Raw genomic sequence first — 24465 nt, 5'->3', positions numbered from 1 at the left:
GCATCGACGGAAGGACGCTTCAGATTGCTGCCCGCCGCGGTCCATGCTACAAGCGAATCAATCATATGGATCCAGCAGAAAATCGGATGAACATCACATTGCGCCAGTTGCGCGCCTTCATCGAAGTGGTACGCAGCGGGGGCTTCACCGCCGCCGCGCGCAAGCTGCACCTGACCCAGTCCGCGACGAGCCTCCTGGTGCGCGAGCTCGAAACGCAGCTTGGCGTGCAACTCGTGGACCGCACGACACGGCGGATCTCGTTGACCGATGCGGGCAGCGAGTTCCTCGTCAATGCGGAGCGGATCGTTGCGGATGTCGAGCAGACCATCGCCAACACGCAAGACCTCGTGATGAAGCGCCGCGGGCACATCACGGTCGCCACGACGCCGCTGCTGGCGGCTTCCTTCATGCCGGAGACCATTGCGGAATTCCAGGCGGCGCATCCGGGGATCTCGGTGCGCTTGGCCGATTGGCCCACCGAGCAGATCCTCCGCGCGGTGCAAGGCGGCGAGGTGGACCTCGGCTTTGGCGTGTTCCCCAACGTGGAGGTCGACCTGCAACGGGTGCCGATGCTGCGCCACTCGCTCGGTGCGATGGTGCCTGCTGCCTGGCCGCTGGCGAAGCGCCGGCGCAACCTCACCTGGGCCGACATCGCCGATCAGCCGATGATCGCGATGTCGCACTCGAGCGGATTTCGGACACTGACCGACCCCCTGTTCCACGAGGCCGGGAGCTCGATGAAGCCGCGGTTCGAAGTGGGTCATCTCGGCACCGCGGTCGGGCTCGCAGACGCGGGATTGGGCATCACCGTGGTGCCTGCCTATGTCGGTTCGCTGCTGAGGTCCAGTCGGACACGCTTCCGCGTTCTTCACGATCCAGTCGTCCATCGCAACATCGAGCTGATTAACCGATCCGGCCGCTCGCTGTCACCGGGTGCGGCGGCATTTCGCGACTGTCTTGCAGCCCGCTGCAAGACGCTGCAGAGCTAGTGCGTATCGCGTTCAACGCGGAATACATGCGCTGGTCTTCGAGCATTTGTCGCCGATCGCTGCGACCGCCTGGATCTCGATCTGCATGCCGGGCACGGCGAGGTTGGACACGGTGATCTGCGCACTGGCCGGGAAGTTGCGGTCCGGGAACATCTCGCCGCGCACCTTCGAGAAGGTGCCGCCATTGCGTGCGTCGGTCAGGTAGACCGTCATGGTCACGATGTCCTTGAGACTGCCGCCGGCGCGCTTGAGCGTCTGCTCGAGCAGGGCGAAGATGGTCCGGGCCTGCGCTTCGAAGTCACCCTTGATGTCCTTGCCGTCGAGATCGACGGTGGTGGTCTCGCCGGCCAGCCAGACGATGCGGCCGCCCTCGGTAACCACCGCCGGCGAATAGGACCGGCCCTTGATCCGCTCGCCCTGCTCCATGAAGTCCGCCGCATGCGATACCGTCGCGAATGCAGTGGCGACTGCGAAAGCAGCCATGAGAATCGAACGTTTCATCTGGAATTTCCTTCTGTTGCGGCTCGGCGGAATGCCGTTGCCTGGTTTGGATCGGGGACGTTGGTGTCAGCCTGCGTTCGCGCGCGCGCTGAGGCCGCGCACCGACTCGCCGGCTTCCCGCATGACCTGCTCGCCATCCAGCGCAGTGAACTGCCCGCGGCGCACCAGCACACGGCCATCGACCATCACGGTGTCGACGTTGGACGGCTGGGCGGAATACACGAGGGCGAATGCCGGGTCGATGACGGGCCCGATATTCAGGTCGGTGCTACGCACCAGGATGACGTCGGCCCGCTTTCCGGGCGTCAGCGAGCCCACGCGGTCGGAGATACCGAGGTCTCTCGCGCCGTCGAGGGTGGCGAGTTCCAGCAGGCGCCGGGGCGATAGGGGAATGCGGCTGCCGAAGCGTTGCTTGTGCGACCACAGCAGCGCCCGCATGCAGTTGAAGAAGTCCGCATTGGCCGAAGCCGCGGAACTGTCGACGGACAGGCTTTGAAGTACGCCATGCTCCTGCAGTTCCTGGAACTGGATCTCGCCGCGCGTGGCCTGCGCATAGAGCAGTTCGATGACCGGCGAGCAGGACATCGTCGTGCGCTTTGCGGCCAGGAGCTTTCGCTCGTCGACGGAGATTCCCTGTGGATGCACCAGTTGCAAGTCCGGGCCGAGCAGGCCATGCTGGTCGAGCACCGAGACGACGCCCGGTCGCGCATGCATGGTGATCGGAAGGCCAAGGGACCGAATGCCCTCGAACTCGGCGGCGATCACTTCGATCGGCACGGCGCCGCGCGGGTTCGTCACGGGCGTGCGGACAGCGGCACCCAGACTCAGCAGGCCGCCAGCGGGCAGGCCGTCGCGCTGCACGCGTGCGAGGTCATGGAGATCCATCATCCGGTTCAAGGGCAATTCCTGTCCCCAGCCGTAGGCGAAGCGTGCCCGAACCCCCGTGTCATGCAGCGCACGCAACTCGGCGTCGGCATGCGCCGGCGAGCGCGTGTTGTGCGACCAGTTGTGGACCGTCGTGATGCCGGACGCCAGTCCTTCGGCCAGGCCCAGGCGCACCGACCGGTAGGAATCTTCGGGCGTGAACAGCGGCCCAAGGCGCAACGTCACCGGGAAGTAGCCGTTCTCTCCATCATCGCCGCGGACGAGGGCTCGCAGCGAGCTGTTCCACAGGTGCCAATGCGTATCGACGAAGCCCGGCATCACGATCGCGTGGCGCGCGTCGATCGTCGTTGCATCAGGCGCGTGCAGGCCAGCGCCCACGGCAACGATGGCGCCGTCCCGAACGTGGACGTCGGCATCCGCGAGATCGCCAAGCGACGGATCCATCGTGAGCACATGCCCGCCGCGGATGATGAATTCCCCACGTGAGGGAAGCTCGCGCGCAGGGTTGCCCCGCTGCGCCAATTGCGCTGTGGTGTTCATTGAATTCTTTTCCTCCGCGCTTGCGCGCGCTGGATCAATGGCGAGAGCTATTCCGCCTTGGCGCCCGAGATGCGGATCAAGTTGGCCTTCCGGCCCATGTCCGCTTGAATGAACTGGCTGAATGCCTCGGGTGTGGAGAAGACCGGATCGAAACCGCGCGCGACGACGTGCTGCTCGCGGAACACCGGATCTGCTGCGACTTCGGCCACGTCCCTGTAGAGCTTCTGGACCACGCTGCCCGGCGTGCCGCCAGTGACGAACAAGCCGAACCAGGATTCGCGCGGATCGATGTCGGTGAACCCTGCCTCGCGCAATGTCGGAACCTGCGGCTGGTCCGGCAGCCGCTGCGCGCGCGCAACTGCCAGCGCCTTCAGCTTGCCCGCCCGGATATACGCCTGCGCCGATGAGACCCCTGCCAGGGTGAGCTGCACTTCGCCGGTCATCACGGCGGTCACGGCAGGCGTGATGCCCTTGTAAGGCACCGCGGTCAGCTGGACGCCCGTGCGCGCCTTGAGCGCCTCGAACAGCAGGTGCGGCAGGCTGCCCGAGCCGTAGGTGGCGTAGCTCAGGTCGTTCGGCTTCGCCTTGGCCAGCGCAACGAGCTCGTCCAGGTTCCGCGCCTGAACGGCCGGGTTCGCGATGACCATCTGCGGAAGGCTGACCAGCTGCGAGATCGGGAGCAATTCACGGACGGGGTCGTAGGGCAGCTTGTCGAAGAGAAACGGGTTGCTGGTGATCGTGGACTCGCTGGTCAGCAACAGCGTATGCCCATCGGGTGCCGCCTTGGCAACCGCCGAGGCGCCGATGATGGTCGATGCGCCGGTCTTGTTCTCCACGATCACCGGCTGGCCCCATTTCCGCTGGAGGCGCTCCGCCAGCACACGCGCCATCACGTCCACGCCGCCGCCGGCGGCATAGGGCACGATGATCTTGACGGTCCGGACCGGAAAGGCCTGGGCCGCGGCAATCACGGGCAGCGCACAGAGGGCTGCCGCTAGAAGTCTCGGGAGTCTCATGCTGTATCTCGGGCTTGCGACGCGGTCAGCCGCGCAGCTCCGGCATGAGCCGGAGTGCGTTGTCGCGGTAGACCGCCTGCAGTTCCTGCGGTGTCAGGCCCGACGACTGCAGTCCTGCTGCGATCCGATCTGGTTCGACCCACGGGTAGTCCGAACCAAAGACGATCTGCGACGACGGGATGATCATCTTCAGGATGCCGATGTGCACGGCGTCCGCAGCCGCCGCAGTGTCGTAGAAGAATCGGCGAAAGTGATGCAGCTTCGAATCCGGCGGCGCGGTGCGCGCCAGCGATTCGGTGCTTTCGCCGGTCAGATAGCGCTGTGCCCAGATGCTGCCGCCGCCATGCGACCAGATATAGCGCACGTCCGGCGTGGCCTTGGCGGTGCCGCCCTGGATGATGCTGACCATGGCGCGCGCCAGGTCGGACCCCAACTCGACGAAGGTCGGCAGGATGCCGGGTTGGAAATCCCACGAGCAGCAACCGGGTGCCGTCGCATGCGTGTAGACCACGGCCTTGCGGCGGTTGAGTTCCTCCCACACAGGGGCGAAGGACTTGTCGCCGAGCCATTTGTCGTCATAGCTCGACAACAGGCCGACGCCATCGGCCTTGAGTGTGTCGAACGCATACTCGATCTCGCGCAGGCTCGCATCGACATCCGGCAGCGGCAGCACTGCGAAGTGGCCGTAGCGCCCCTTGTAGTCCGACTTCTGCCGCGCGGCGAACTCGTTCAGCTCCCGCGCGGCCTTGCGGGTTTCCTCGCGGTCTCCGAACCAGACGCCGGGCTGCGTCACGGACAGGTAGGCCTTCTCGACCTGACCCCGGTCCATGGACTCGATGTCCTTGGCAACCGAGTGGGTCTTGAACTGCTCGAAGCCCAGAACCGGCTTCACCGAATTCTTCGACTCGACCAGCTTGATCCATGCCGGCGAGAAGAAGTGGTGGTGGAAGTCGATCCGCCCGGTGTGGACGGCAGGTGCCTTTGTCGGCGACTGTGCCAGCACGTCGCGGCCGGGCAGGATCGCCGCGGCCCCGAGCGCCGCCAGCGACTTCAGGAATCCCCTTCGGGGATGGCAGGCACAGTGCGCATGCCAGGCCGCCATGTCGGACGACGGCTCGCGATGGATGGTCATATGGCTCATGTTCCTTGCGAATGGCTTCCAGGCGGGACAGGCGTCGCTCGTCTGCAGCCGTGCTCTTGAGGTCTACTTCTCGCCGAACAGCGCGTAGGAGGGATCGTTGCGTCCCGTGCGAGCACCGACCTGGTACATGTTCTTGACGTCTGCCGCCGACACCGGCTTGACGGTCCGATAGTCCATCACCGTCTGGCGCGCGCCCAGGGCCCATTTGCCGCCGCGTCGCGACCACTTGTCCAGGTAGCGCGAATGCATCCATCGCTCCTCGTAGTCATCGCCGGTGTCCTGCTTGACGAGGAGCGTGGCGGTGCCCGTCGATTCGCTCACTGCCGTATCGCCATGGACCTCGATGAGTATGTTGGTGATCCGATGGTTGTTGCCGAGCATCGTGGCATGCGCCTTCATCATCCAGTCCGTGTAGGCGGTCCAGTTGGGAAACGTGGTCTTGCCGAACTGGACCTTCGCATCCGGGTGGCCGATGGACATCAACAGCTCGCGATCGAGGCGGTCGAGCGCCCGGGGATATTTGTAGAGGAGCTCGGTGATCGCCTGCTTGCTGATCAACTGCTCGATCTCGGCCGGCTTCGCCTGTGCCGACGCCGTGGCCGTGACACCCATCGCCAAGGCGGCGGCGACCGTGACGTTGAGAAGATTGCGTCGTGACATCGCTCGCATCATTCGAAGCTCCTGAAATGATTGGATTCGCTGGCGGACGCGTGCACGCACGGGCCCGTGGGGTTCTTGGGAGTGGATTTCATCTTCAGTCAAACTATTGGTCAAACGATTTAAACTCATTGATTGATGAGAAAAATGGGTGCAATGCCCAGTGAACGGCTAGCATCCGAAGAAGGCTTCGGCATTGCCTCGAACCAGTTGCCGTCGGTCGGTCTCGTCGAGGAATCCGGCATCGCGTATCAGCGCACCGATGCGCTGCTCGCCCAGCGGAAACGGATAGTCCGAGCCCAGCATCACCCGGTCGACACCCATCACGTCCGTCAGCATGCGAAGCGCTGCCGGATCGAACACCGCGCTGTCCACATGGAAGCGACGGGCGTAGCTCGAGGGCAGCTTCGGGCAGTCCTGCCGCACGATGTCGCGGTGGCGCCAGGCGTTGTCGACCCGCCCCAGCAGGAACGCGAAGGCGCCGCCGCCGTGCGCAAAGCAGATCTTGAGCGACTCCGGGATGCGCTCCATCGCACCCGAGAGAATCAGCGAGAGCATGCCGAGCTGGGTTTCGGCGGGCATCGCCACCAGCCAGGGCAGCATCCACTTCTTCATGCGTCCGCCGCCCATCATGTCCCACGGGTGCACCAGCACCGGAATCTCCTGTTCCGCGCAATGGATCAGGAACGAGACCAGATGCTCGTCGTCCAGGTCCTTGTCGCCCAGATGGTTGCCAATCTGCACGCCGGCACAGCCTGCCGACATCGCACGCGAGGCCTCGGTGCATGCGAGGTCCAGGTCCTGCAGCGGCACCTGTGCCAGCGCCTTCAGGCGACGGAGATGCGAGGCGCAGAACTCGATCGCCCGGTCGTTCATGCGGGCCGCCCATTCGGCGGCCTTCGCCGCATCCCACCCGTAGCCGAACATCACCGGTGTGGCGCACACGATCTGCAGGCGGACGCCCTGCGCGTCCAGTTCGGCGACGCGGAAATCCGGATCCCACAGCGCCCGGTACACGGGCCGGAAGCGCTTCTCGCCCACCATGATGTGGCCTTCCGCTGCGCCCTTCTCGACGGCGAGCCAGGGCGCGCGATCGGCATCGAAGCGATCGGCCTCCTCTTTCGAGATCGCCGGGAAGAAGTGGGAATGCATGTCGATCATGCGCGGCCCCCCGAAAGGTCGAGGTCGCGGTGCCAGGCCTGGTAGTCACGCCCCGGATGGATCTCCCCGCAACGCGAGCAGCGACGGGCTTCGTCGCTGCTGGCGTGGAAGCGTTCGTACAGCGGCGGCAGGTCGTCGACGATGCTTTGCAGCAGCACTTCGTGCCGCTGTATGACATGGCCGCAATGCGCGCAGCACCACTGGAAGCCATCGCGCTCGCCGGGGGGGCGCTGGCGTTCGATGACCAGGCACAGGCTTCCCGCTTCAGGGCGCTGAGGCGAATGCAGGGTATGAGGCGGCATCAGGAAGATGTCGCCCTCCTTGAGATCGATGCGCTCGTAGCGATCGCGGTCCCACAGCAACAGGTAGGCATTGCCCTTGAACTGGTAGAAGAACTCCTCGACCGGATCGTCATGGAAATCGCTACGGCCATTGGGGCCGCCGACCACCGTGACCATGAAGTCCCCGTCTTTCCATATCTGGCGATTGCCGACCGGCGGCTTGAGCAGATGGCTGTTGTCTTCGAGCCAGCGTGGGAAGTTGAGCGGAGGGCCGTACTTGAGCATGTTGAATTCCATGGGAAATGGGGTGGGCACCGAGTCAGCCCGCGACCTGCGCCGGCTTGAAGGCGGTCGCCTTGATCTCGATCAGCAGATGGGGATGCGGCAACTGGTGCACGGCCACCGTGGTGCGGGTCGGCCCGTCGTGATCGAAGTACTCGGCCCACACCTCGTTGTAGCCGCCGAAATCGTTCATGCTGACGAGAAAGACCTGCGTCTCGACCAGATCCGACAGATCAGCCCCGACGCTTTGCAGCATCTGGCCGATATTCTCGATCACCGCACGGGTCTGCGCGCGGATGTCGAGCCGCGTCACGCCCATCGGGTCGACGTCGACGCCGACGAAGGAGTTGTCCGGCCGGCGCGAGCTGGTACCGGAGACGAAGACGAAATCACCTGCGCGCCGCACGTGCGGAAAGCGACCGCGAGGCGTTGCCATGCCAGTCACGACCTTGGCGCCCGATTTCGTCATGACAGCGCCTCCATCGCGCGGAACTCCACGCGGCCCAGCGCGCCCGCGCCGCTTCCGATCTGGCACTGGACATGGACGCCGGGCGGCAGTGCCTGCGCTGCCGTCGCTGCGCCGGCCATGATGAGCGACCCCGCGGGAAGCACCATCTGCGCACCATGCAGCAACTTCGAGGCCTGGACGAGCGAGCGCAGGGGGTGACCAAGGATCGCGCCGGTCGATCCGACCTGCACATCGCGTCCATCGAACTGCATGCGCACACCGGCGTTGCCCAACCCGTCCAACTTGCGTGACCATGCGCCGACCACCAGGCCGACTGACGAGCAGTTGTCCGCCACCACGTCTTCCAGGCTGAATCTGAAATCGCGATAGCGCGAATCGATGATTTCCATCGCCGGCGCGACAGCCTCGATGCGATCGGCGGCTTCGAGTGCAGTGAGCGGCCCGTCGATGTCCCGGCGGGTCAGAAAGCACACTTCCGGCTCGACCCTCGGGTGGATGTAGCGGCCGAGGTCCACGACGCCGCCGTCTTCCTCGACCATGGCATCGGTGATCAGCCCCCAGATCAGGCTGTCGACCCCCATCTGGATCATCTTGGCGCGGCTCGTGAAGCCCAGCTTGATGCCGATCTGGCGCTCACCGCGCCCGATGCGCCGGCGGATCGAGGCACGCTGGATCAGGTAGGCCTCGTCAAGCGTGAAGGAGCCCGGTTCGAACTGGTCGATTTCGCGGCGCATGTGGGCGGCATCGTCGAGCAGCGCGGCGGCCCGGTGCAGGCGCGTTTCGTTATTCATGTCTTTCATCCCTCCGCGCTCGCGGCTGCTTCCGCAAGGTCCAGCGCGACGTCGACGATCATGTCCTCCTGGCCCCCGACCATGCGCCGGCGGCCGAGCTCCACCAGGATGTCGAAGGCCGACAGGCCGTAGCGTCTGGCGGCAGCCTCGCTGTGCAGCAGGAAGCTCGAGTACACGCCGGCATAGCCGAGGGCGAGCGTCTCGCGGTCGACGCGCACCGGCCTGACTTGCAGCGGTCGCACGATCTCCTCGGCCGCGTCGATCAGCTTGCGCACGTCGCAACCGTGGTAGAGGCCCATGCGATCCGCTGCGGCAATGAACACCTCGAGCGGCGCGTTGCCAGCGCCGGCACCCATGCCGGCGAGGCTGGCGTCGACACGGTCGCAACCGTGCTGGAGCGCGACCATGCTGTTGGCCACGCCGAGGCTCAGGTTGTGGTGCGCGTGCATGCCCGTCTGCGTTTCGGGCTTCAGGACTTGCCTGAGCGCCTTGAAGCGCTCCGCGATGTCGTGCATGTTCATCGCGCCACCGGAGTCGACCACATACACGCACTGCGCTCCGTAGCTCTCCATCAGCCTCGCCTGCTCGGCGAGACCGGCAGGCGTGTTCATGTGGCTCATCATCAGGAAGCCGACCGTGTCCATGCCGAGTTCGCGGGCGTACTCGATGTGCTGCCTGGAGATATCGGCTTCGGTGCAATGGGTCGCGATGCGAACCACGCGCGCACCGGCGTCGTAGGCGGCGCGGAGGTCGTGCAGCGTGCCGATGCCGGGCAGCAGCAAGGTCGCCACCTTCGCATGCGCGAGGACACCGGCCACCGCCTCGATCCACTCGATGTCGGTGTGCGCGCCGAAGCCGTAGTTGAAGCTCGATCCGCGCAGCCCATCGCCGTGCGCGACCTCGATGCTGTCGACGTGCGCTTCGTCGAGCGCCCGCGCGATGCGAACGACCTGCGCCAGCGAATATTGATGGCCGATCGCGTGCATGCCGTCGCGCAACGTGACGTCGGAGACATAGATCTTGCGGGGTCCGGCGAGCATGGTCTTCTCCTTCATCCGGCGCTGCCGAGCCGACGCGCCGCGATGCGCTCGGCAGTGGCCAGCGCTGCGCTGGTCATGATGTCCAGGTTGCCCGCGTACGCCGGCAGGTAGTGCGCAGCGCCTTCCACCTCGAGGAACACAGTGACCTTGAGCCCTTGCGCAGGTCCAAGTCCCGGTACGTTGATGCGGCGCTCGCCGTCGATGCGCTCGAATTGCACCTGCTGCTTGAGCCGGTAGCCGGGCACGTAGGCCGCCACGTCGGCCGCCATCTGCCGGACCGACGCCGCGATGGCCTCCTGGTCCGCGTCCAGTTCGGCCAGGCAATACACGGTGTCGCGCATCATCAGCGGCGGCTCGGCGGGGTTCAGCACGATGATGGCCTTGCCATGCTTCGCGCCGCCCACTTCGACGATGGCCCTGGATGTCGTTTCGGTGAACTCGTCGATGTTGGCGCGCGTACCGGGGCCAGCCGACTTGCTTGCGATCGAGGCGACGATCTCGGCGTAGTGCACGCGCGCCACGCGCGACACGGCACGAACGATCGGGATCGTCGCCTGGCCGCCGCAGGTGACCATGTTGAGGTTGGGCGCGTCCAGATGCTGTTCGAGATTGACCACCGGGATCACGTAGGGTCCGATGGCCGCGGGCGTCAGGTCGATCACCTGCACGCCGTGCGCCTGCAACGCGATGTCGTGTCGCCCATGCGCGCCCGCGCTGGTGGCATCGAAGACGATCCGGATGTCCTTGAAGCAAGGCAGGCCGATGAGCCCGTCCAGGCCTTCCGCGGAAGTGGCGACGCCCATGCGTCGCGCCCGGGCCAGGCCGTCGGATTCCGGGTCGATGCCGACCATGGCCTCCATGGACAGGTGGCGCGCATTGCGCAGCACCTTGATCATCAGGTCGGTGCCGATATTGCCCGAGCCGAGGACGGCAACGGCGAGGCGGGATGAAATGGTTGTCATGAATGTCAGTACCTGGACTCAGTGGCCGAAGACAGCGTCGACGCTGCCAAGGCCTTCGATGTGCGCAGTGAAGACGTCGCCGGGCTGCGCCGCGACCATGGGACCCAGAGCCCCTGTCATCAGCACGTCGCCGGCGCGCAGCGGCGTGCCCATGCTCACGAGCATGTCCGCGAGCCAGATGGCGGCATTGAGCGGATTGCCCAGGCAGGCTGCGCCGCCCCCAACCGACACCTGGTCACCGCGGCGTTCCATCACCATGCCGCACGCCGCCAGGTCGAGCTTGTCCAGGGTGACGGGGCGGGTTCCCAGCACGAACAAGCCCGAGGAAGCGTTGTCCGCCACGGTATCTGCCAGACGGATGTCCCAGTTCGCGATGCGGCTTCCGACCACTTCGATCGCGGGCAACGCGTAGGCCGTCGCGGCGATCATGTCGGCCACCGTGTGCTTCTCGTGCGGCAGGTCGCGCTTCAGCACCAGGGCGATCTCTGCCTCCGCCTTCGGCTGCATCAGCCTGGCCGGGGCGATCTCCTCGCCATCGCCGACGGCCATGTCGGCAAACAGGGCACCGAAGTCCGGTGAGTCGACGCCCAACTGCTTCTGGACTGCCTTGGAAGTCAACCCGATCTTGCGGCCCACCAGTCGGCCGCCCGCCTCCAGGCGCCGCTGCGTCACGATTTGCTGCACGCGGTAGGCGGCGTCGATGATGTCGCCATCGACCGCTGCCGCTTCGACCTGCTCTCTCACCGGTGCGACAGGCCGGCCGCTGCGGGCCGCCTCCCACAGGAGGTCGGCGATCTTCCGGGCTTGTTCGTCCACAAGTGTCTTTCTCAGAATCATTGCTGGGGTTCCAGACGCGACCGCCATCAGGCTGCGACGCAGATGTTGGTGGTTTCCGAATAGAAGTCGAGCGAGTAGCGTCCGCCCTCTCGCCCGATGCCCGACAGCCCGGCACCGCCGAACGGGGTACGAAGGTCGCGGGAGAACCAGGTGTTGATCCACACGGTGCCGACGTGGAATCGCCGCGAGACCCGATGCGCGCGCGACAGGTTGGTGGTCCACACGCAGCCGGCCAGGCCGTAAGGCGTTCCATTGACGCGTCCGATCACTTCGTCTTCGCTGTCGAAGGGGGCGATGTGGCAGACCGGCCCGAAGACTTCTTCCTGCATGCAACGCGCGCCATCCCCGAGCCCCGTCCAGATCGTGGGCTGGACGAATGCACCTTCGTCGCGGCGGTCTCCGAACTTAGGGACGCCCCCGCCGGTCACGACCGTGGCGCCTTCCTGCACGGCCAGGTCGAAGTAAGAAAGCACCTTGTCCCGGTGGCCGCGCGAGATCAGCGAGCCCATGAACACGTCGGGTTCGTCGGGCCAGCCGATCTTCAGCGCCTCCGTGCGCGCCTTCATCGCGGCGACGAAGCGCTCGAAGATCGGCCTCTCTACATAGACACGCTCCGAGCACAGGCAGACCTGGCCCGAGTTCGAGAAGCTGGAACGCACGACACCTTCCACGGCCACGTCGAAGTCGGCGTCGGCGAACACGACCGCCGCGTTCTTGCCGCCGAGCTCGAATGAGATCTCCTTCACGCCATCGGCGACGGCCTTCATGATGGCCGCGCCCGTGCGGGACTCGCCGGTGAAGGTGACGGCATCGACGTCCGGATGCCTGGTCAGCGACTCGCCGGTGGAGTTCGCACCGAAGCCGTGCACCAGATTGAAGACGCCGGGCGGCACGCCGGCCTCGTGGAAGGCCTCGGCCAGCAACGTGGCCGAGGAAGGCGTCTCTTCGGAGGGCTTGACCACCATCGTGTTGCCGCAGATGAGTGCAGGGGCGGCCTTCCAGGTCATCGACAGCAGCGGCAGGTTCCACGGACAGATGCTGGCCACGACGCCCAGCGGCTTGCGAACCGTGTAGTTCAACAGGCTCCTGCCATCGGCAAGCCGGGTTTCGAAGCAGTCGCCGTGCGCCAGCTTTCCGATGTCGGCGAAAGTGCGCAGATTGGCCACGCCCCGGGACACGTCCAGGCCCCTGGCCTGCGCCTCGGGCCTCCCCGTGTCGGCTACTTCCGCGGCGACGAAGTCGTCAAAGCGACGCTCGATGACATCGGCAACGCGATGCAGCAGGGCAGCGCGCTCGTCCACGCCGATGCGGCCCCACGGGCCTTGCAATGCATGGCGCGCAGCCCGCACGGCCTTGTCCACCAGCGCCGCGTCGGCCTCGTGCACCTGCGCCAGCACTTCGCCGTGCAACGGGCTGACATTGTCGAAGCACCGGTCGGTGGAAACGAACTCGCCATCGACGTAGTTGCGCAGCGCACGCAACGAGGGAGGCAGAAGAAACGGGGTGGTCAAGAGAGGCTCCGGCAAGGCATGCGGCGGAGTCTAGGCAGCCCCTGTCTTCTTGAAAAATGACTTGTTCGGCCTCGGGTATAGCCGGCGGGAATACATGACGAAAGCGGGACACAACCATCGCAGCCACTCCAGGACCGGCTTGCGCGACCGGCCCACGCAAGGGGTCAGGACGCGCGGTCGGTCGGGTCCCGCAAGATCGGATGGCCAAGCGGTGAGGAGACGCTCAATCAATGGGCTCGCTGGCTGACCTTCGGAAGACAGCTGAGGAGCGCCTTGACCAGAGGTGAATCGTCGGACTTGCGTGAAATGGCGACCGTCTCGACGATGGTCTTCTCCCCTTTCATGGCTCGGTAGACAACGCCTTCGCGATGCAATGCCTGCACGCTGCCTGGCACCAGCGCGACGCCGATTCCGCCCGACACCAAGCTCACGATGGTGTGCATCTGCCGGGCCGGAAACAGCTTTGGGCTGAAGCCATGCCGCATGCACGTGGCGACGATGGCGTCGAACATCATCGGTCCTTGGTGCCGCTCGAAGCCAAGGAAGCGTTCGTTCGACAGTTTCTCCAGCGCAATGCGAATGCCGCCGGCCAGCAGGTGAGAGGCCGGGAGCGCAACGACCAGCGGTTCCGTATGAACCAGCCTGGAGTTCAATGCGGCGGGCAAGTCAGGCGTCCTGAAGACCAGTCCGACATCCAGGCTTCCGCTTTCGACGTCGTGGATGATCTGGTCAGTCGTTCCCTCCTGCAGCGATACCTTCACGCGCTGGTAGTCCTCGGTGAAGGTTCGAAGCGTCGGCGGCAGGAACGAATACGCCGGCAGGCTGATGAAGCCGATCGAGAGCGAACCCATCAGCCCCTGCGCCGCCTCCCGGGCGCGCTTGCGCATGGTGTCGGCCGCCGCGAGCACCGCCCGTGCATCCCGCAACGCGTCCTCGCCCGCCCGGGTCAGCGCGATGCGGCGCGACGTTCGCTCGAGCAAGGTGACACCAAGCTCTTGCTCCAATTCCTTGATCGCCAGGCTCACCGGCGGCTGTGTGAGGTGCAGTCGTTCGGCCGCGCGCCCGAAGTGGAGTTCCTCGGAAACGGCGACGAAGCAGCGGAGGTGACGCATGTCCATCGATTTGCTCCATGTATGGATCGATCTGAATTCTAAATTTCTTCAAATCGAAGTGCGACCCTAGACTGAACCTCATCCCGGACGCAAACCATGTAGTCCGGGAAAGCTTCCACAAGTAGCAGCAGGAGACAAGACCCATGTCGGATCGCATGCCGGGCCCACCGCGGCCACGGACCTTCGTTCATCCCGGCCCCTTCGGCCCCGTACGCATCGAGACCTTGTGCGCCAGCAAGGGCCGGCACTTCCGGCTGGCGCTTCCATCGGGCTCATCGATCCACGACGGCATCGTCGAGGCACTGGCGAGCGTCGGCGTGCAGAACGCATCGATGACGCTGATCGACGGCGACCTCGACGACCTGAGCTTCTGTCTCGCCCGTGCCGACGTCACCAGGCGCGTGGTCGCTGCCTACACCAAGCCCTTGTCCGTGCGCTCGGCCCGGCTCATCTTCGGCAACGCCACGCTGGGCAAATCCAGCTCGGGCGCACCGGCAGTGCACTGCCACGCCGTCTTTCGCATGCAGGACGGCAAGGTACGGGGCGGCCACCTGCTGACCGAGAAATGCATCGTCGGCGCAAAACCCGTCACGGTCGTTGCGACCTCACTCGACGGGTTCGACCTGCGCATCAGCTACGACCAGGAAACCCACATGCCCTTGATGCGTCCTCGATCGGAGATCCAGCATGCCTGACGTTCGCATGGTCGAAAGCGGCCGGATGGGCCGCGTCGCCTACGGTCGAATTGCCCCCAACGAAGACCTGGTGCAGAGCGTGGAGAAGCTCTGCCTCGCGCAGGGCTTTCGCAACGCCTTCGTGCGCGGTGCGTTGGGCAGTCTCGTCGACGCCTGCCTTTCCACATCCGACGGCGCCTGCCTCGTGATCCGCGGTCCGGCCGCCGAGATCGTGAGCCTCGCCGGCGAGGTCCGTTCGCAGCAGGACGGCTCCGTACAGGCGGCGCTGACCGGCGTTGTCGTGGACGCCGAGGGCCAGGTCTATGGCGGCCCCTTCGTTGCGGGCGCCAACCCGGTCTGCGTGACCTTCGAGGTGACGCTCGAAGAGTGGCTCCCGGACCCCGAATGCTGAATCTTCTTCTTTCAACCCACCCTAGCGCACAAACATCATGAGCACTGATTCACAAGCACGCATTGCCGTCGTCACCGGAGGTGCCCGCGGCATCGGCCGCGCGGTCGGCGAATGGTTTCTTCGCCACGACTACAAGGTCGTCCTGCTCGACAGGGACGGCGCCACGCTGGACAAGGCGGTGGCGGAGATCGGTCGTCCTGACGAACTGACGGGCATCCACTGCGACGTTTCCGATGCGGCGCAGGTCGACAGAGCCGTGTCCGCCGTCGTCGGCCGGTTCGGTCGAGTCGACGCGCTCATCAACAACGCCGGCGTGGCCGTCTTCAAGCCGGTGCTGGAAACATCATTCAAGGAATGGCGCGAGGTGATGGCGACCAACCTCGACGGTGCATTCCTGTGCACCCAGGCCTTCGGCGGACTGATGGCGAAGAACGGCGGCGGCGCGATCGTCAATGTCGCCTCGATTTCGGGCCTGAGAGCCAGCACGCTGCGCGTGGCCTACGGTACCAGCAAGGCCGCCCTGATCCACATGACCAAGCAGTATGCGGTCGAGCTCGGCGACGCTGGCGTGCGCGTCAACGTCATCGCGCCGGGCCCGGTCGAGACCGAGATGGCCAAGCTCGTTCACAGCGTCGCGATCCGCTCCGACTACTACGACGCGATTCCCTTGAGCCGCTACGGCAGCGCCGACGAAATGGCGAACGTCGTCGGCTTCCTGTGCAGCCCGGAGGCCAGCTTCGTCAACGGCCAGGTCGTGGCTGTCGACGGTGGTTTCGACGCGGCGGGCGTCGGCCTGCCGACGCTTCGCCGCCGCAAGGCCGAGACCGAGCAATCGCCGGCCTGACCCATCACCCACCTTCAAGGAACCAAGGCATGACACAACCGTACATCATTGGCTGGGGCCACACGCGCTTCGGCAAGCTCGATGCCGCCGAGCCCGAGCAGCTCGTCCGCGAGGCCGTCGAGCCGGCGCTGCAGAGCGCAGGCCTGCAGCCGGGCGACGTCGACGGCATCTTCGTCGGGCATTTCAATGGCGGATTCCTGCCGCAGGACTTCACCAGCTCGCTCGTCGCCCTCGCGTTCCCCGAAATGCGCCACGTTCCTGCGACGCGCACCGAGAACGCATGCGCCACCGGCTCCTCCGCAATCTGGGCCGCACTCGATGCCGTCCAGGCGGGTCGCGTCAAGCGGGCGCTGGTGGTGGGCTTCGAGATCATGAACGCCGTCTCCACGCCGAAGGTCGCCGAAACGCTGCTGCGCTGTTCCTACGTCAAGGAAGAAGGCACCACGCCGTCCGGATTCGCCGGCGTCTTCGGCAAGATCGCCAGCAGCTACTTCGAGCGCTTCGGCGATCAAAGCGATGCGCTGGCCTCGATCGCCGCGAAGAACCACGCCAATGGCATGCACAACCCTTACGCGCACATGCGCCGGGACCTCGGGTTCGACTTCTGCCGCAACGCATCGGACAAGAACCCCTTCGTTGCCGGACCGCTCAAGCGCTCCGACTGCTCGCTCGTGTCCGACGGGGCGGCTGCGCTCGTCATCTCGGCCGAGCCGAGCGGCAATGCCAGCGTCACCCCCGTGCGCTGGCGTTCGCGCACTCAGGTCAACGAGTTCCTGCCGCTCTCTCGGCGCGATCCGACACGCTTCGAAGGCGCGGCAATCGCATGGCAGCAAGGGCTGCAGGCGGCGCAAGCCACGCTCGACGACGTTGGCTTCGTCGAGACGCACGACTGCTTCACCGTGGCTGAGTTGCTGGAGTACGAAGCCATGGGCCTGGCGCCGCACGGCCAGGGCGCGCGCGTGATCCTCGACGGCGTGACGCGCCGCGACGGCAAGCTGCCGGTCAACCTGTCAGGTGGCCTCAAGTCGCGTGGTCATCCCATCGGCGCCACCGGCGTCTCGCAGCACGTCATGGCGGCGATGCAGCTGTCGGGCACGGCGGGAGACATGCAGGTCGGCAATCCGAAGCTCGGCGCCGTGTTCAACATGGGCGGCGCGGCGGTCGCCAACTATCTGAGCGTGCTGGAGGCCGTGTGAGCCACCACCAGGTCGCCAACCTGTCGTCGCTGCTCGCGCAGACGGCGGCGCTGTTCCCGGACCGGGCCGGGCTCATCCACGGCGAGCGCGTCTGGACGTGGCGCGAGATCGACGCCCGAGTGAACGCGCTCGTGCAGGGTCTTCGCTCGCTGGGCGTCCAAGCCGGCGACAAGATCCTGGTGCAGTCGCGCAACAACGCGGCCCTGTTCGAGAGTTGCTGGGCCGCATTCCGACTCGGCGCGGTCTGGGTACCGACGAACTTCCGGCTCACGCCGCCGGAAATCGCCTATCTCGGCAGCTCGAGCGAGGCCACCGTCATGCTGGCGGAGGACTGCTTCGCCGGCCACGTCGATGCCGTGCGCGAGGCCTCGTCCCGGCTCGCCCATGTCGTCACGATCGGACAGGCGCGCAGCGGCGAGATCGACTATGAGAGCCTGGTGTCCGCCAACCTCGGCGCCTGTGCGATGCCGGCCGAGGTCGAGGCAGACACGCCGCTCTGGTACTTCTACACCTCGGGCACGACCGGCCGCCCGAAGGCCGCGATGCTGACCCACGGCCAGATGGCCTTCGTGGTGACCAACCACCTGGCCGACCTGATTCCGGGCATCGGTGAGGACGACCGTTCGATTGCAGTTGCGCCGCTGTCCCACGGCGCGGGCATCCATGCCCTGCTGAATGTCGCGCGCGGCGCCGCAACCGTGCTGCTGCCCTCGGACCGGCTCGAGCCCGAGGTGTTCTGGCAACTCGTCGAAGAGCACCGCGTGACCAACGTCTTCACCGTACCCACCATCGTGAAGATGCTGGTGGAAGACGCGGCCGTCGATCGCTACGACCACAGCTCGCTGCGCTACATGATCTATGCCGGCGCGCCCATGTACCGGGCCGACCAGAAGCGTGCATTGCAGAAGCTGGGCAAGGTGCTGGTGCAGTACTTCGGCCTCGGCGAGGTGACCGGCTGCATCACGGTGCTTCCGCCTTCCATGCACAGCCTCGACGATGCGGACCCGACCGTCGGCTCCTGCGGACGGCCACGCACCGGCATGGAGGTCGCCATCCTGGACGACCGGATGCAGCGCGTGCCGCCGGGCACGATCGGCGAAATCTGCTGCCGCGGGCCGGCGGTCTTCGCGGGCTACTTCAACAACGCCGAAGCCACGGCCAAGGCCTTGCGTGGCGGATGGTTCCACACCGGGGATCTCGGTCGCATCGACGAGAGGGGCCTGCTGTACATCACCGGCCGCGAGTCCGACATGTACATCTCGGGCGGCTCCAACGTGTACCCGCGCGAGGTGGAAGAAGTGCTGCTCACGCATCCGGGCGTTGCCGAGGTGGCCGTGCTCGGCGTGCCAGACGAGAAGTGGGGCGAGATCGGGGTTGCGGTCGTGGTGGCGAGCCAGCCGGGCCTCACGGCCGAATCGCTGCTCGGGCACCTGGACGGTCGCTGCGCCAAGTACCGATGGCCGCGCCACTTCCTCTTCTGGGACTCGCTGCCGAAGTCAGGCTACGGAAAGGTCACGAAGAAAGACATCCGCACGCGCCTGATCGAGCGCGGCGAACTGCAGCCGACCGTGCACGGCTGAGCCCCGCATTCCATCGCCACATCAACACAACGGAGACAAGCCATGAACATTTCCCGACGCACCATTCTTCGCACCGCTGCTGCCGCCGCGGTCGTCGCGGCACCGCTGCGCAGCGCCTTTGCGCAGAAGGCCGAGTTCACCTACAAGTATGCGAACAACCTGCCGGTCACGCACCCGATGAACCTGCGTGCCAAGGAGATGGCCGACGCGGTCCTCGCCGAGACCAACGGCCGCGTGGACATCCAGATCTTCCCGAACAACCAGCTCGGTTCCGACACCGATGTGCTGAGCCAGCTGCGTTCGGGCGGCGTCGAGTTCTTCACGCTGTCGGGCCTGATCCTGTCGACACTGGTGCCGGCCGCATCGATCAGCGGCGTGGGCTTTGCGTTCAACGACTACCCCAGCGTCTGGAAGGCCATGGATGGCGACCTGGGGACTTACATCCGCGCCCAGATCACCAAGGCCGGCATCGTGCCGATGGACAAGATCTGGGACAACGGCTTCCGACAGATCACCTCATCGAGCAAGCCTATCGCGACGCCCGCTGACTTGAAGGGCTTCAAGATCCGCGTGCCGGTGTCGCCCTTGTGGACGTCGATGTTCAAGGCACTCGATGCGGCGCCGGCATCGATCAACTTCGCCGAGGTCTACTCCGCGTTGCAGACGAAGATCGTCGACGGGCAGGAGAATCCGCTCGCCATCATCTCGACGGCCAAGCTGTTCGAAGTGCAGAAGTACTGCTCGCTTTCCAACCACATGTGGGACGGCTTCTGGTTTCTCGCCAGCCGCAAGGCCTGGGAGAAGCTGCCCGCCGATCTGCGCACCATCGTCGCCAAGCACATCAATGCGGCCGCCATCAAGGAGCGCGACGACGTGGCGCAACTCAATGCCGGCCTTCAGAAGGACCTGGCCGGCAAGGGCATGGCTTTCAACCAGCCGGACGGCGCCGCCTTCCGCGACCAGCTTCGCAAGGCCGGTTTCTACGCCGAATGGAAGGGCAAGTACGGCGACGAGGCATGGGCGCTGCTCGAACGCTCCGTCGGAAAACTGGCATGAGCGCGATGACCCACCTCCACGGGGCCGGCCACAACGGCATGCAGGCGACGCCGACGGGTGATCCTGCATCGCCAGCAGCTCGCCTCGACCGCGTTCTCGGGTCCATCGTCGAAGCGGCCGCGGGTGCGCTGGTGCTGGCGGACATCGCCGTGCTGCTGGCCGGCGTCGTCGCGCGCTTCGTGTTCCACAAGCCGCTCGTCTGGTCTGACGAACTCGCCTCGATCCTCTTCATCTGGCTGGCGATGTTCGGCGCGGTGATCGCCCTGCGGCGCGGCGAGCACATGCGGATGACGGCACTGGTGTCCCGGCAGACGCCCGCACGGCAACTGCTGTTCGAGGGCATCAGCGTGTGCGCGTCGCTGGCCTTCCTGGCGATGGTGGCCTGGCCATCGTGGGAATACGCGTCGGAAGAACGCTTCATCACCACGCCGGCGCTCGAGATATCGAATGCCTGGCGCGCCGGGGCGCTGCCCGTCGGCATCGCGCTGATGATGCTCTTCTCGGTGCTGCGCCTGCTCAAGGATGCCCAATGGCGCACGAGCGCGAAGGCCGTGGTCATCGTGCTCGTCATCCTCGGTGCATTCGCACTCGGTCGCGGCGTGTTCGAGGACCTCGGCCGGCTGAACCTGCTGATCTTCTTCGTGGGCGTGGTCGCGGCAAGCGTGTTCAGCGGCATCCCGATCGCCTTCGCGTTCGGCCTGGGCACCTTCGGCTACCTGGCGCTCGGCACGGACACGGCGCTGCCGGTGATCATCGGCCGCATGGACGAAGGCATGTCGCACCTGATCCTGCTGGCCGTCCCACTGTTCGTGTTCCTCGGGCTGCTCATCGAGATGACGGGCATGGCCAAGGCCATGGTGACCTTTCTCGCGGGAATGCTCGGCCACGTTCGAGGTGGCCTCCAGTTCGTGTTGGTGGGGGCGATGTATCTCGTCTCGGGCATCTCGGGTTCGAAGGCGGCGGACATGGCTGCAGTGGCGCCCGCGCTCTTTCCGGAGATGAAGAAGCGCGGCGCGAGCGAAGGCGACCTGGTGGCGCTGCTGTCGGCGACCGGCGCGCAGACGGAGACCGTTCCGCCGAGCCTGGTGCTGATCACCATCGGGTCGGTGACGGGTGTCTCCATCGCGGCACTTTTCACCGGCGGCTTGCTGCCGGCGCTGGTGCTCGGGCTCACGCTGTGCATCGTGGTCCGGTTCCGGGCGCGGGACGAGGACCTTCGCCATGTGGCCCGCCAATCCTGGGGACAGGTGGCCAGGCTGGCGGCCATCGCACTGCCGGCGCTGGCACTGCCTTTCATCATCCGGGCGGCGGTCGTCGAAGGCGTGGCGACGGCCACCGAGGTCTCGACCATCGGCATCGTCTACTCGGTGCTGGCAGGCCTGCTGGTGTATCGCCAGTTCGACTGGAAGCGCGTGGGGCCCATGCTGGTCGCCACGGCTTCGCTGTCGGGCGCGATCCTGCTGATCATCGGGACGGCGACCGCCATGGCTTGGGGGCTGACTCAATCGGGCTTCTCTCGCTCGCTGGCGCAGGCCATGGGCGCTCTGCCGGGCGGCGCGCCGATGTTCCTGGCCGTCTCGCTGGTCATCTTCGTGGTGCTCGGCTCGGTGCTCGAGGGCATCCCGGCCATCGTGCTGTTCGGACCGCTCCTGTTCCCGATCGCACGGCAACTGGGCATTCACGAAGTGCACTACGCCATGGTGGTCGTGCTGTCGATGGGGCTCGGGCTCTTCGCACCGCCGCTGGGCGTGGGCTACTACGCGGCGTGCGCGATCGGGCGGGTCCACCCGGACAAGGGCATTCGGCCCATCGTGGCCTACATGCTCGCGCTGCTGGTCGGCACGATCGTCGTTGCCGCAGTGCCGTGGCTGTCGATCGGCTTCCTTTGAAGACCCGGGCGGCACCATGAGCGTCATTACCTGCGTCGAAGACTTGCGCGTCCTGGCCCAGCGGCGCGTGCCCCGGATGTTCTACGACTACGCCGATTCGGGCTCGTGGACCGAGGGAACCTATCGGCGCAACGAGAGCGACTTCCAGTCGATCGAATTGCGCCAGCGCGTGGCAGTCAACATGGAGAACCGTTCCACGGCCACGACGATGGCGGGCCAGGCGGCGCTCATGCCGGTCGCCATCGCGCCAGTCGGCCTCACTGGCATGCAGCACGCCGATGGCGAGATTCTTGCCGCGCGTGCCGCGGAGAAGTTTGGCATCCCCTTCACCTTGTCGACGATGAGCATCTGCTCCATCGAGGACATCGCCGAGCACACGAACTCGCCTTTCTGGTTCCAGCTCTACATGATGCGCGACCGCATGGCGATGGGGCGAATGATCGAACGTGCGAAAGCCGCGCGGTGCAGTGCGCTGGTGCTGACGCTGGACCTGCAAGTGATCGGGCAGCGCCACAAGGATCTCAAGAACGGACTGACCGCACCGCCGCGGCCCACGCTCGAGAACCTCATCAACCTGGCGACCAAGCCCGGCTGGTGCCTGGCGATGGCGCGCACGAAGCGCCGCACTTTTCGCAACCTGGTGGGCCACGTCGAAGGCGTCAGCGACATGCGGTCCTTGTCGGCATGGACCCACGAGCAGTTCGACCCGCGCCTGTCGTGGGACGATGTCGCGTGGGTGCGCTCCCTGTGGGACGGCAAGCTCATCCTCAAGGGCATCATGGAAGTCGAGGATGCCGAACTCGCGGTGAAGGCAGGCGCCGACGCGATCGTCGTGAGCAACCACGGGGGAAGGCAGCTCGACGGCGCGCCGTCGTCCATCAAGGCGCTGCCGGCGATCGTGGACGCCGTTGGAGCGCAAACCGAAGTGTGGATGGATGGCGGCATCCGCTCCGGCCAGGACGTGCTCAAGGCCTGGGCGCTGGGCGCCCGGGGCACCCTGGTCGGTCGCGCCATGGCCTATGGCCTAGGAGCGATGGGCGAAGCAGGCGTCACGCGGATGCTCCAGATCCTGCACAAGGAACTGGACATCAGCATGGCCTTCTGCGGCCATACCGACATCCGCAACGTGGACCGTCGCATCCTCGTTGCGGGAACCTTTCCCACAGCACAGTAGTTCAAGGACTTGAGACCAAGCCATGGCCATCTACAGCCTGCCCCCCTATGAAACAAGGATCGACGAAGGCGCGTGGGTCGCACCCGGGGCCGCAGTCATCGGCTGCGTCACCCTCGCACGGCGCTCGAATGTCTGGTTCAACGCAGTCATCCGCGGCGACAACGAGCGCATCGAGGTCGGCGAGGACAGCAATGTGCAGGACGGCGCGGTGCTCCACACCGACGTGGGCTTTCCGCTGAAGATCGGCAAGCGAGTCAGCATCGGGCACCAGGCGATGTTGCACGGCTGCCAGGTCGGCGACGGCACGCTCATCGGGATCCAGGCCGTCGTCATGAACGGCGCCGAGATCGGGAGGAACTGCATCGTCGGCGCCGGTGCCGTAGTGACCGAGGGCAAGGTCTTCCCGGACAACGTCCTCATCGTCGGCTGTCCGGCCAAGGTCGTGCGCGAACTCGGCGCCGCCGACATCGCGAAAGTGGCGAACAACGCCCACGACTACGTCGAGCGCGCCCAGCGCTACAAGGTGACGCTGCAGAGCACCTGAGGTGCGCCATTCGGAAATCCGATCCAAGTACGGTTGCGAGCGCGAGCTTGCAAGGCGCCTTTGGTTTGCGGGTGCATCCAGGCGTGGCGAAGGGGGTGGCGCTACACTGCCTGTCCTAGCCAAGCGTCCTCGTTCGAGGCAAGCATCCGATGCGCAAGCCATCCCTGCTCCCTATCGTCGTATTGGCCTTCACGAGTGCTGCGAGCGCCGCCAGCAACTGCGACGACCTCTTGGCCGAGATCGACGCGAAGATCCGCAGCGCGGGCGTGATGCGCTTCACGCTCACCACCGTGACGGCCGATGCCACGGTCAGCGGCAAGGTTGTCGGCACCTGCGAACGTGGCAGCAGGAAGATCGTCTACGAAGCGGCGGCCACCTCCCCTTCATCTTCCCCCTCATCCGCTTCGTCCCCCGCCCTCCGGCGCAGCAATGACGGCATCCTGACCGAATGCAAGGACGGTTCGGTATCGGTCGGCGGGGACTGCAGGAAGTAAGCGCGCGGGCGGGCAGAGCATCAGCCTGCGACGCGCGCGGTGGCGATCCTCGACGACACGCTTTGGCAGCGACGAGACTGATCCCTGCCGAGGTGGCGTCGGTCGACGGCCGGGTGCGCTGCGACGCGAGGCTGGCCAGCCCTAAAGCCTTTCTTTCACGAAGCCGGCGGCATTCTCGTCGGCGCCGGGCTTGCCCTCGTCCGAATGCGGATTGCCCGGGTCGGTGTCGGTCGGGAACTCAGGCTCGACCGGAAGCTGCGCGGGATCGTCCTCAGAAGGAATCTTGGGATTTGGCATGGAAGGCTCCTTTAGAAGCACGATAGCTCCATTTCATGCGCGCGAATGTAGGAGAGCTGCCGATCAGCGGTGCACGACCCGATCACTCACGCGGTGCCACTGGAGGGCATCAGCGAGGGCGTCGTTCTCA

General features: G+C 65.8%; 26 protein-coding genes. 11 read left to right on the top strand and 15 right to left on the bottom strand.

What is annotated here, in order from left to right; genetic code table 11:
* The first annotated feature begins 86 nt into the window (after window positions 1-86).
* Window positions 87-989, top strand: coding sequence for a LysR family transcriptional regulator (locus QTH97_RS25840; protein WP_286571368.1), 903 nt, complete (start codon window positions 87-89; stop codon window positions 987-989).
* Between the two features lie 12 nt (window positions 990-1001).
* Here QTH97_RS25840 and QTH97_RS25835 read toward each other — a convergent pair whose 3' ends face one another.
* From QTH97_RS25835 to QTH97_RS25770, 14 genes are all read right to left on the bottom strand, one after another.
* The gene (locus QTH97_RS25835) at window positions 1002-1490 is read right to left on the bottom strand and encodes a RidA family protein (RefSeq protein WP_286571367.1); all 489 of its coding nucleotides are present in this window, start codon (window positions 1488-1490) and stop codon (window positions 1002-1004) included.
* A 66-nt stretch (window positions 1491-1556) separates the two neighbouring features.
* Complete coding sequence (locus tag QTH97_RS25830) at window positions 1557-2915, bottom strand: amidohydrolase family protein (protein WP_286571366.1); 1359 nt, start codon at window positions 2913-2915, stop codon at window positions 1557-1559.
* Between the two features lie 47 nt (window positions 2916-2962).
* Entirely contained in the window at window positions 2963-3931 is a 969-nt protein-coding gene (locus tag QTH97_RS25825) for a Bug family tripartite tricarboxylate transporter substrate binding protein (protein ID WP_286571365.1), read from the bottom strand.
* Between the two features lie 25 nt (window positions 3932-3956).
* Window positions 3957-5063 (bottom strand): amidohydrolase family protein, encoded by a 1107-nt coding sequence (locus QTH97_RS25820; protein ID WP_286571364.1) that lies wholly within the window; start codon window positions 5061-5063, stop codon window positions 3957-3959.
* Window positions 5064-5135: 72 nt separating this feature from the next.
* The gene (locus QTH97_RS25815; RefSeq protein ID WP_286571363.1) at window positions 5136-5732 is read right to left on the bottom strand and encodes a nuclear transport factor 2 family protein; all 597 of its coding nucleotides are present in this window, start codon (window positions 5730-5732) and stop codon (window positions 5136-5138) included.
* Window positions 5733-5900: 168 nt separating this feature from the next.
* Window positions 5901-6881: an amidohydrolase family protein gene (locus QTH97_RS25810; RefSeq protein ID WP_286571362.1), complete on the bottom strand. Its 981-nt coding sequence runs from the start codon at window positions 6879-6881 to the stop codon at window positions 5901-5903.
* 5 nt (window positions 6882-6886) lie between these two features.
* Window positions 6887-7456 (bottom strand): 3-hydroxyanthranilate 3,4-dioxygenase, encoded by a 570-nt coding sequence (locus QTH97_RS25805; RefSeq protein WP_286571361.1) that lies wholly within the window; start codon window positions 7454-7456, stop codon window positions 6887-6889.
* 34 nt (window positions 7457-7490) lie between these two features.
* On the bottom strand, window positions 7491-7922 hold the full coding sequence (locus QTH97_RS25800) for a RidA family protein (RefSeq protein WP_286571360.1): 432 nt from the start codon (window positions 7920-7922) through the stop codon (window positions 7491-7493).
* A complete protein-coding gene (locus QTH97_RS25795; RefSeq protein ID WP_444813470.1) occupies window positions 7919-8713 on the bottom strand; it encodes a 2-keto-4-pentenoate hydratase in 795 nt (264 codons plus the stop codon). The genes QTH97_RS25800 and QTH97_RS25795 overlap by 4 nt, the downstream gene beginning before the upstream one ends.
* A gap of 5 nt (window positions 8714-8718) precedes the next feature.
* Window positions 8719-9753 carry a 4-hydroxy-2-oxovalerate aldolase gene (dmpG, locus tag QTH97_RS25790; protein WP_286571359.1) on the bottom strand — a complete coding sequence of 345 codons (1035 nt, stop codon included), beginning with the start codon at window positions 9751-9753 and terminating at the stop codon, window positions 8719-8721.
* Between the two features lie 11 nt (window positions 9754-9764).
* Window positions 9765-10715, bottom strand: a complete 951-nt coding sequence (locus QTH97_RS25785; protein WP_286571358.1) for an acetaldehyde dehydrogenase (acetylating) — start codon at window positions 10713-10715, stop codon at window positions 9765-9767.
* Window positions 10716-10733: 18 nt separating this feature from the next.
* A complete protein-coding gene (locus QTH97_RS25780; protein ID WP_286571357.1) occupies window positions 10734-11552 on the bottom strand; it encodes a 2-keto-4-pentenoate hydratase in 819 nt (272 codons plus the stop codon).
* Window positions 11553-11578: 26 nt separating this feature from the next.
* The gene (locus QTH97_RS25775) at window positions 11579-13063 is read right to left on the bottom strand and encodes a 2-hydroxymuconic semialdehyde dehydrogenase (RefSeq protein WP_286571356.1); all 1485 of its coding nucleotides are present in this window, start codon (window positions 13061-13063) and stop codon (window positions 11579-11581) included.
* 227 nt (window positions 13064-13290) lie between these two features.
* Complete coding sequence (locus QTH97_RS25770; protein ID WP_286571355.1) at window positions 13291-14181, bottom strand: LysR family transcriptional regulator; 891 nt, start codon at window positions 14179-14181, stop codon at window positions 13291-13293.
* A 137-nt stretch (window positions 14182-14318) separates the two neighbouring features.
* Between QTH97_RS25770 and QTH97_RS25765 the strand changes: the two genes are divergently transcribed.
* The 10 genes from QTH97_RS25765 to QTH97_RS25720 all read left to right on the top strand — a co-directional run bounded on the left by QTH97_RS25765 (window position 14319) and on the right by QTH97_RS25720 (window position 24038).
* Window positions 14319-14870 carry a PCC domain-containing protein gene (locus QTH97_RS25765; RefSeq protein WP_286571354.1) on the top strand — a complete coding sequence of 184 codons (552 nt, stop codon included), beginning with the start codon at window positions 14319-14321 and terminating at the stop codon, window positions 14868-14870.
* On the top strand, window positions 14863-15261 hold the full coding sequence (locus QTH97_RS25760) for a PPC domain-containing DNA-binding protein (protein ID WP_286571353.1): 399 nt from the start codon (window positions 14863-14865) through the stop codon (window positions 15259-15261). Before QTH97_RS25765 ends, QTH97_RS25760 begins: the two co-directional genes overlap by 8 nt.
* A gap of 37 nt (window positions 15262-15298) precedes the next feature.
* Window positions 15299-16105, top strand: coding sequence for an SDR family NAD(P)-dependent oxidoreductase (locus QTH97_RS25755; RefSeq protein ID WP_286571352.1), 807 nt, complete (start codon window positions 15299-15301; stop codon window positions 16103-16105).
* Between the two features lie 29 nt (window positions 16106-16134).
* Window positions 16135-17301, top strand: a complete 1167-nt coding sequence (locus QTH97_RS25750) for an acetyl-CoA acetyltransferase (protein WP_286571351.1) — start codon at window positions 16135-16137, stop codon at window positions 17299-17301.
* On the top strand, window positions 17298-18881 hold the full coding sequence (locus tag QTH97_RS25745) for an acyl-CoA synthetase (RefSeq protein ID WP_286571350.1): 1584 nt from the start codon (window positions 17298-17300) through the stop codon (window positions 18879-18881). Before QTH97_RS25750 ends, QTH97_RS25745 begins: the two co-directional genes overlap by 4 nt.
* Before the next feature lie 42 nt (window positions 18882-18923).
* On the top strand, window positions 18924-19937 hold the full coding sequence (locus QTH97_RS25740) for a TRAP transporter substrate-binding protein (protein ID WP_286571349.1): 1014 nt from the start codon (window positions 18924-18926) through the stop codon (window positions 19935-19937).
* A gap of 38 nt (window positions 19938-19975) precedes the next feature.
* The gene (locus tag QTH97_RS25735; protein WP_286571404.1) at window positions 19976-21826 is read left to right on the top strand and encodes a TRAP transporter large permease; all 1851 of its coding nucleotides are present in this window, start codon (window positions 19976-19978) and stop codon (window positions 21824-21826) included.
* 16 nt (window positions 21827-21842) lie between these two features.
* On the top strand, window positions 21843-23000 hold the full coding sequence (locus tag QTH97_RS25730) for an alpha-hydroxy acid oxidase (RefSeq protein WP_286571348.1): 1158 nt from the start codon (window positions 21843-21845) through the stop codon (window positions 22998-23000).
* Between the two features lie 22 nt (window positions 23001-23022).
* On the top strand, window positions 23023-23544 hold the full coding sequence (locus QTH97_RS25725; protein ID WP_286571347.1) for a gamma carbonic anhydrase family protein: 522 nt from the start codon (window positions 23023-23025) through the stop codon (window positions 23542-23544).
* A 149-nt stretch (window positions 23545-23693) separates the two neighbouring features.
* A complete protein-coding gene (locus QTH97_RS25720; RefSeq protein ID WP_286571346.1) occupies window positions 23694-24038 on the top strand; it encodes a DUF1161 domain-containing protein in 345 nt (114 codons plus the stop codon).
* 141 nt (window positions 24039-24179) lie between these two features.
* On the opposite strand, the gene QTH97_RS25715 is transcribed toward QTH97_RS25720, so the two are convergent.
* Window positions 24180-24335 carry a hypothetical protein gene (locus QTH97_RS25715; RefSeq protein WP_286571345.1) on the bottom strand — a complete coding sequence of 52 codons (156 nt, stop codon included), beginning with the start codon at window positions 24333-24335 and terminating at the stop codon, window positions 24180-24182.
* Window positions 24336-24465 lie beyond the last annotated feature (130 nt).

Source organism: Variovorax gracilis (genome assembly GCF_030317115.1).
Lineage (GTDB): Bacteria > Pseudomonadota > Gammaproteobacteria > Burkholderiales > Burkholderiaceae_C > Variovorax > Variovorax gracilis.
This window is presented reverse-complemented; position numbering and strand designations above follow the sequence as displayed.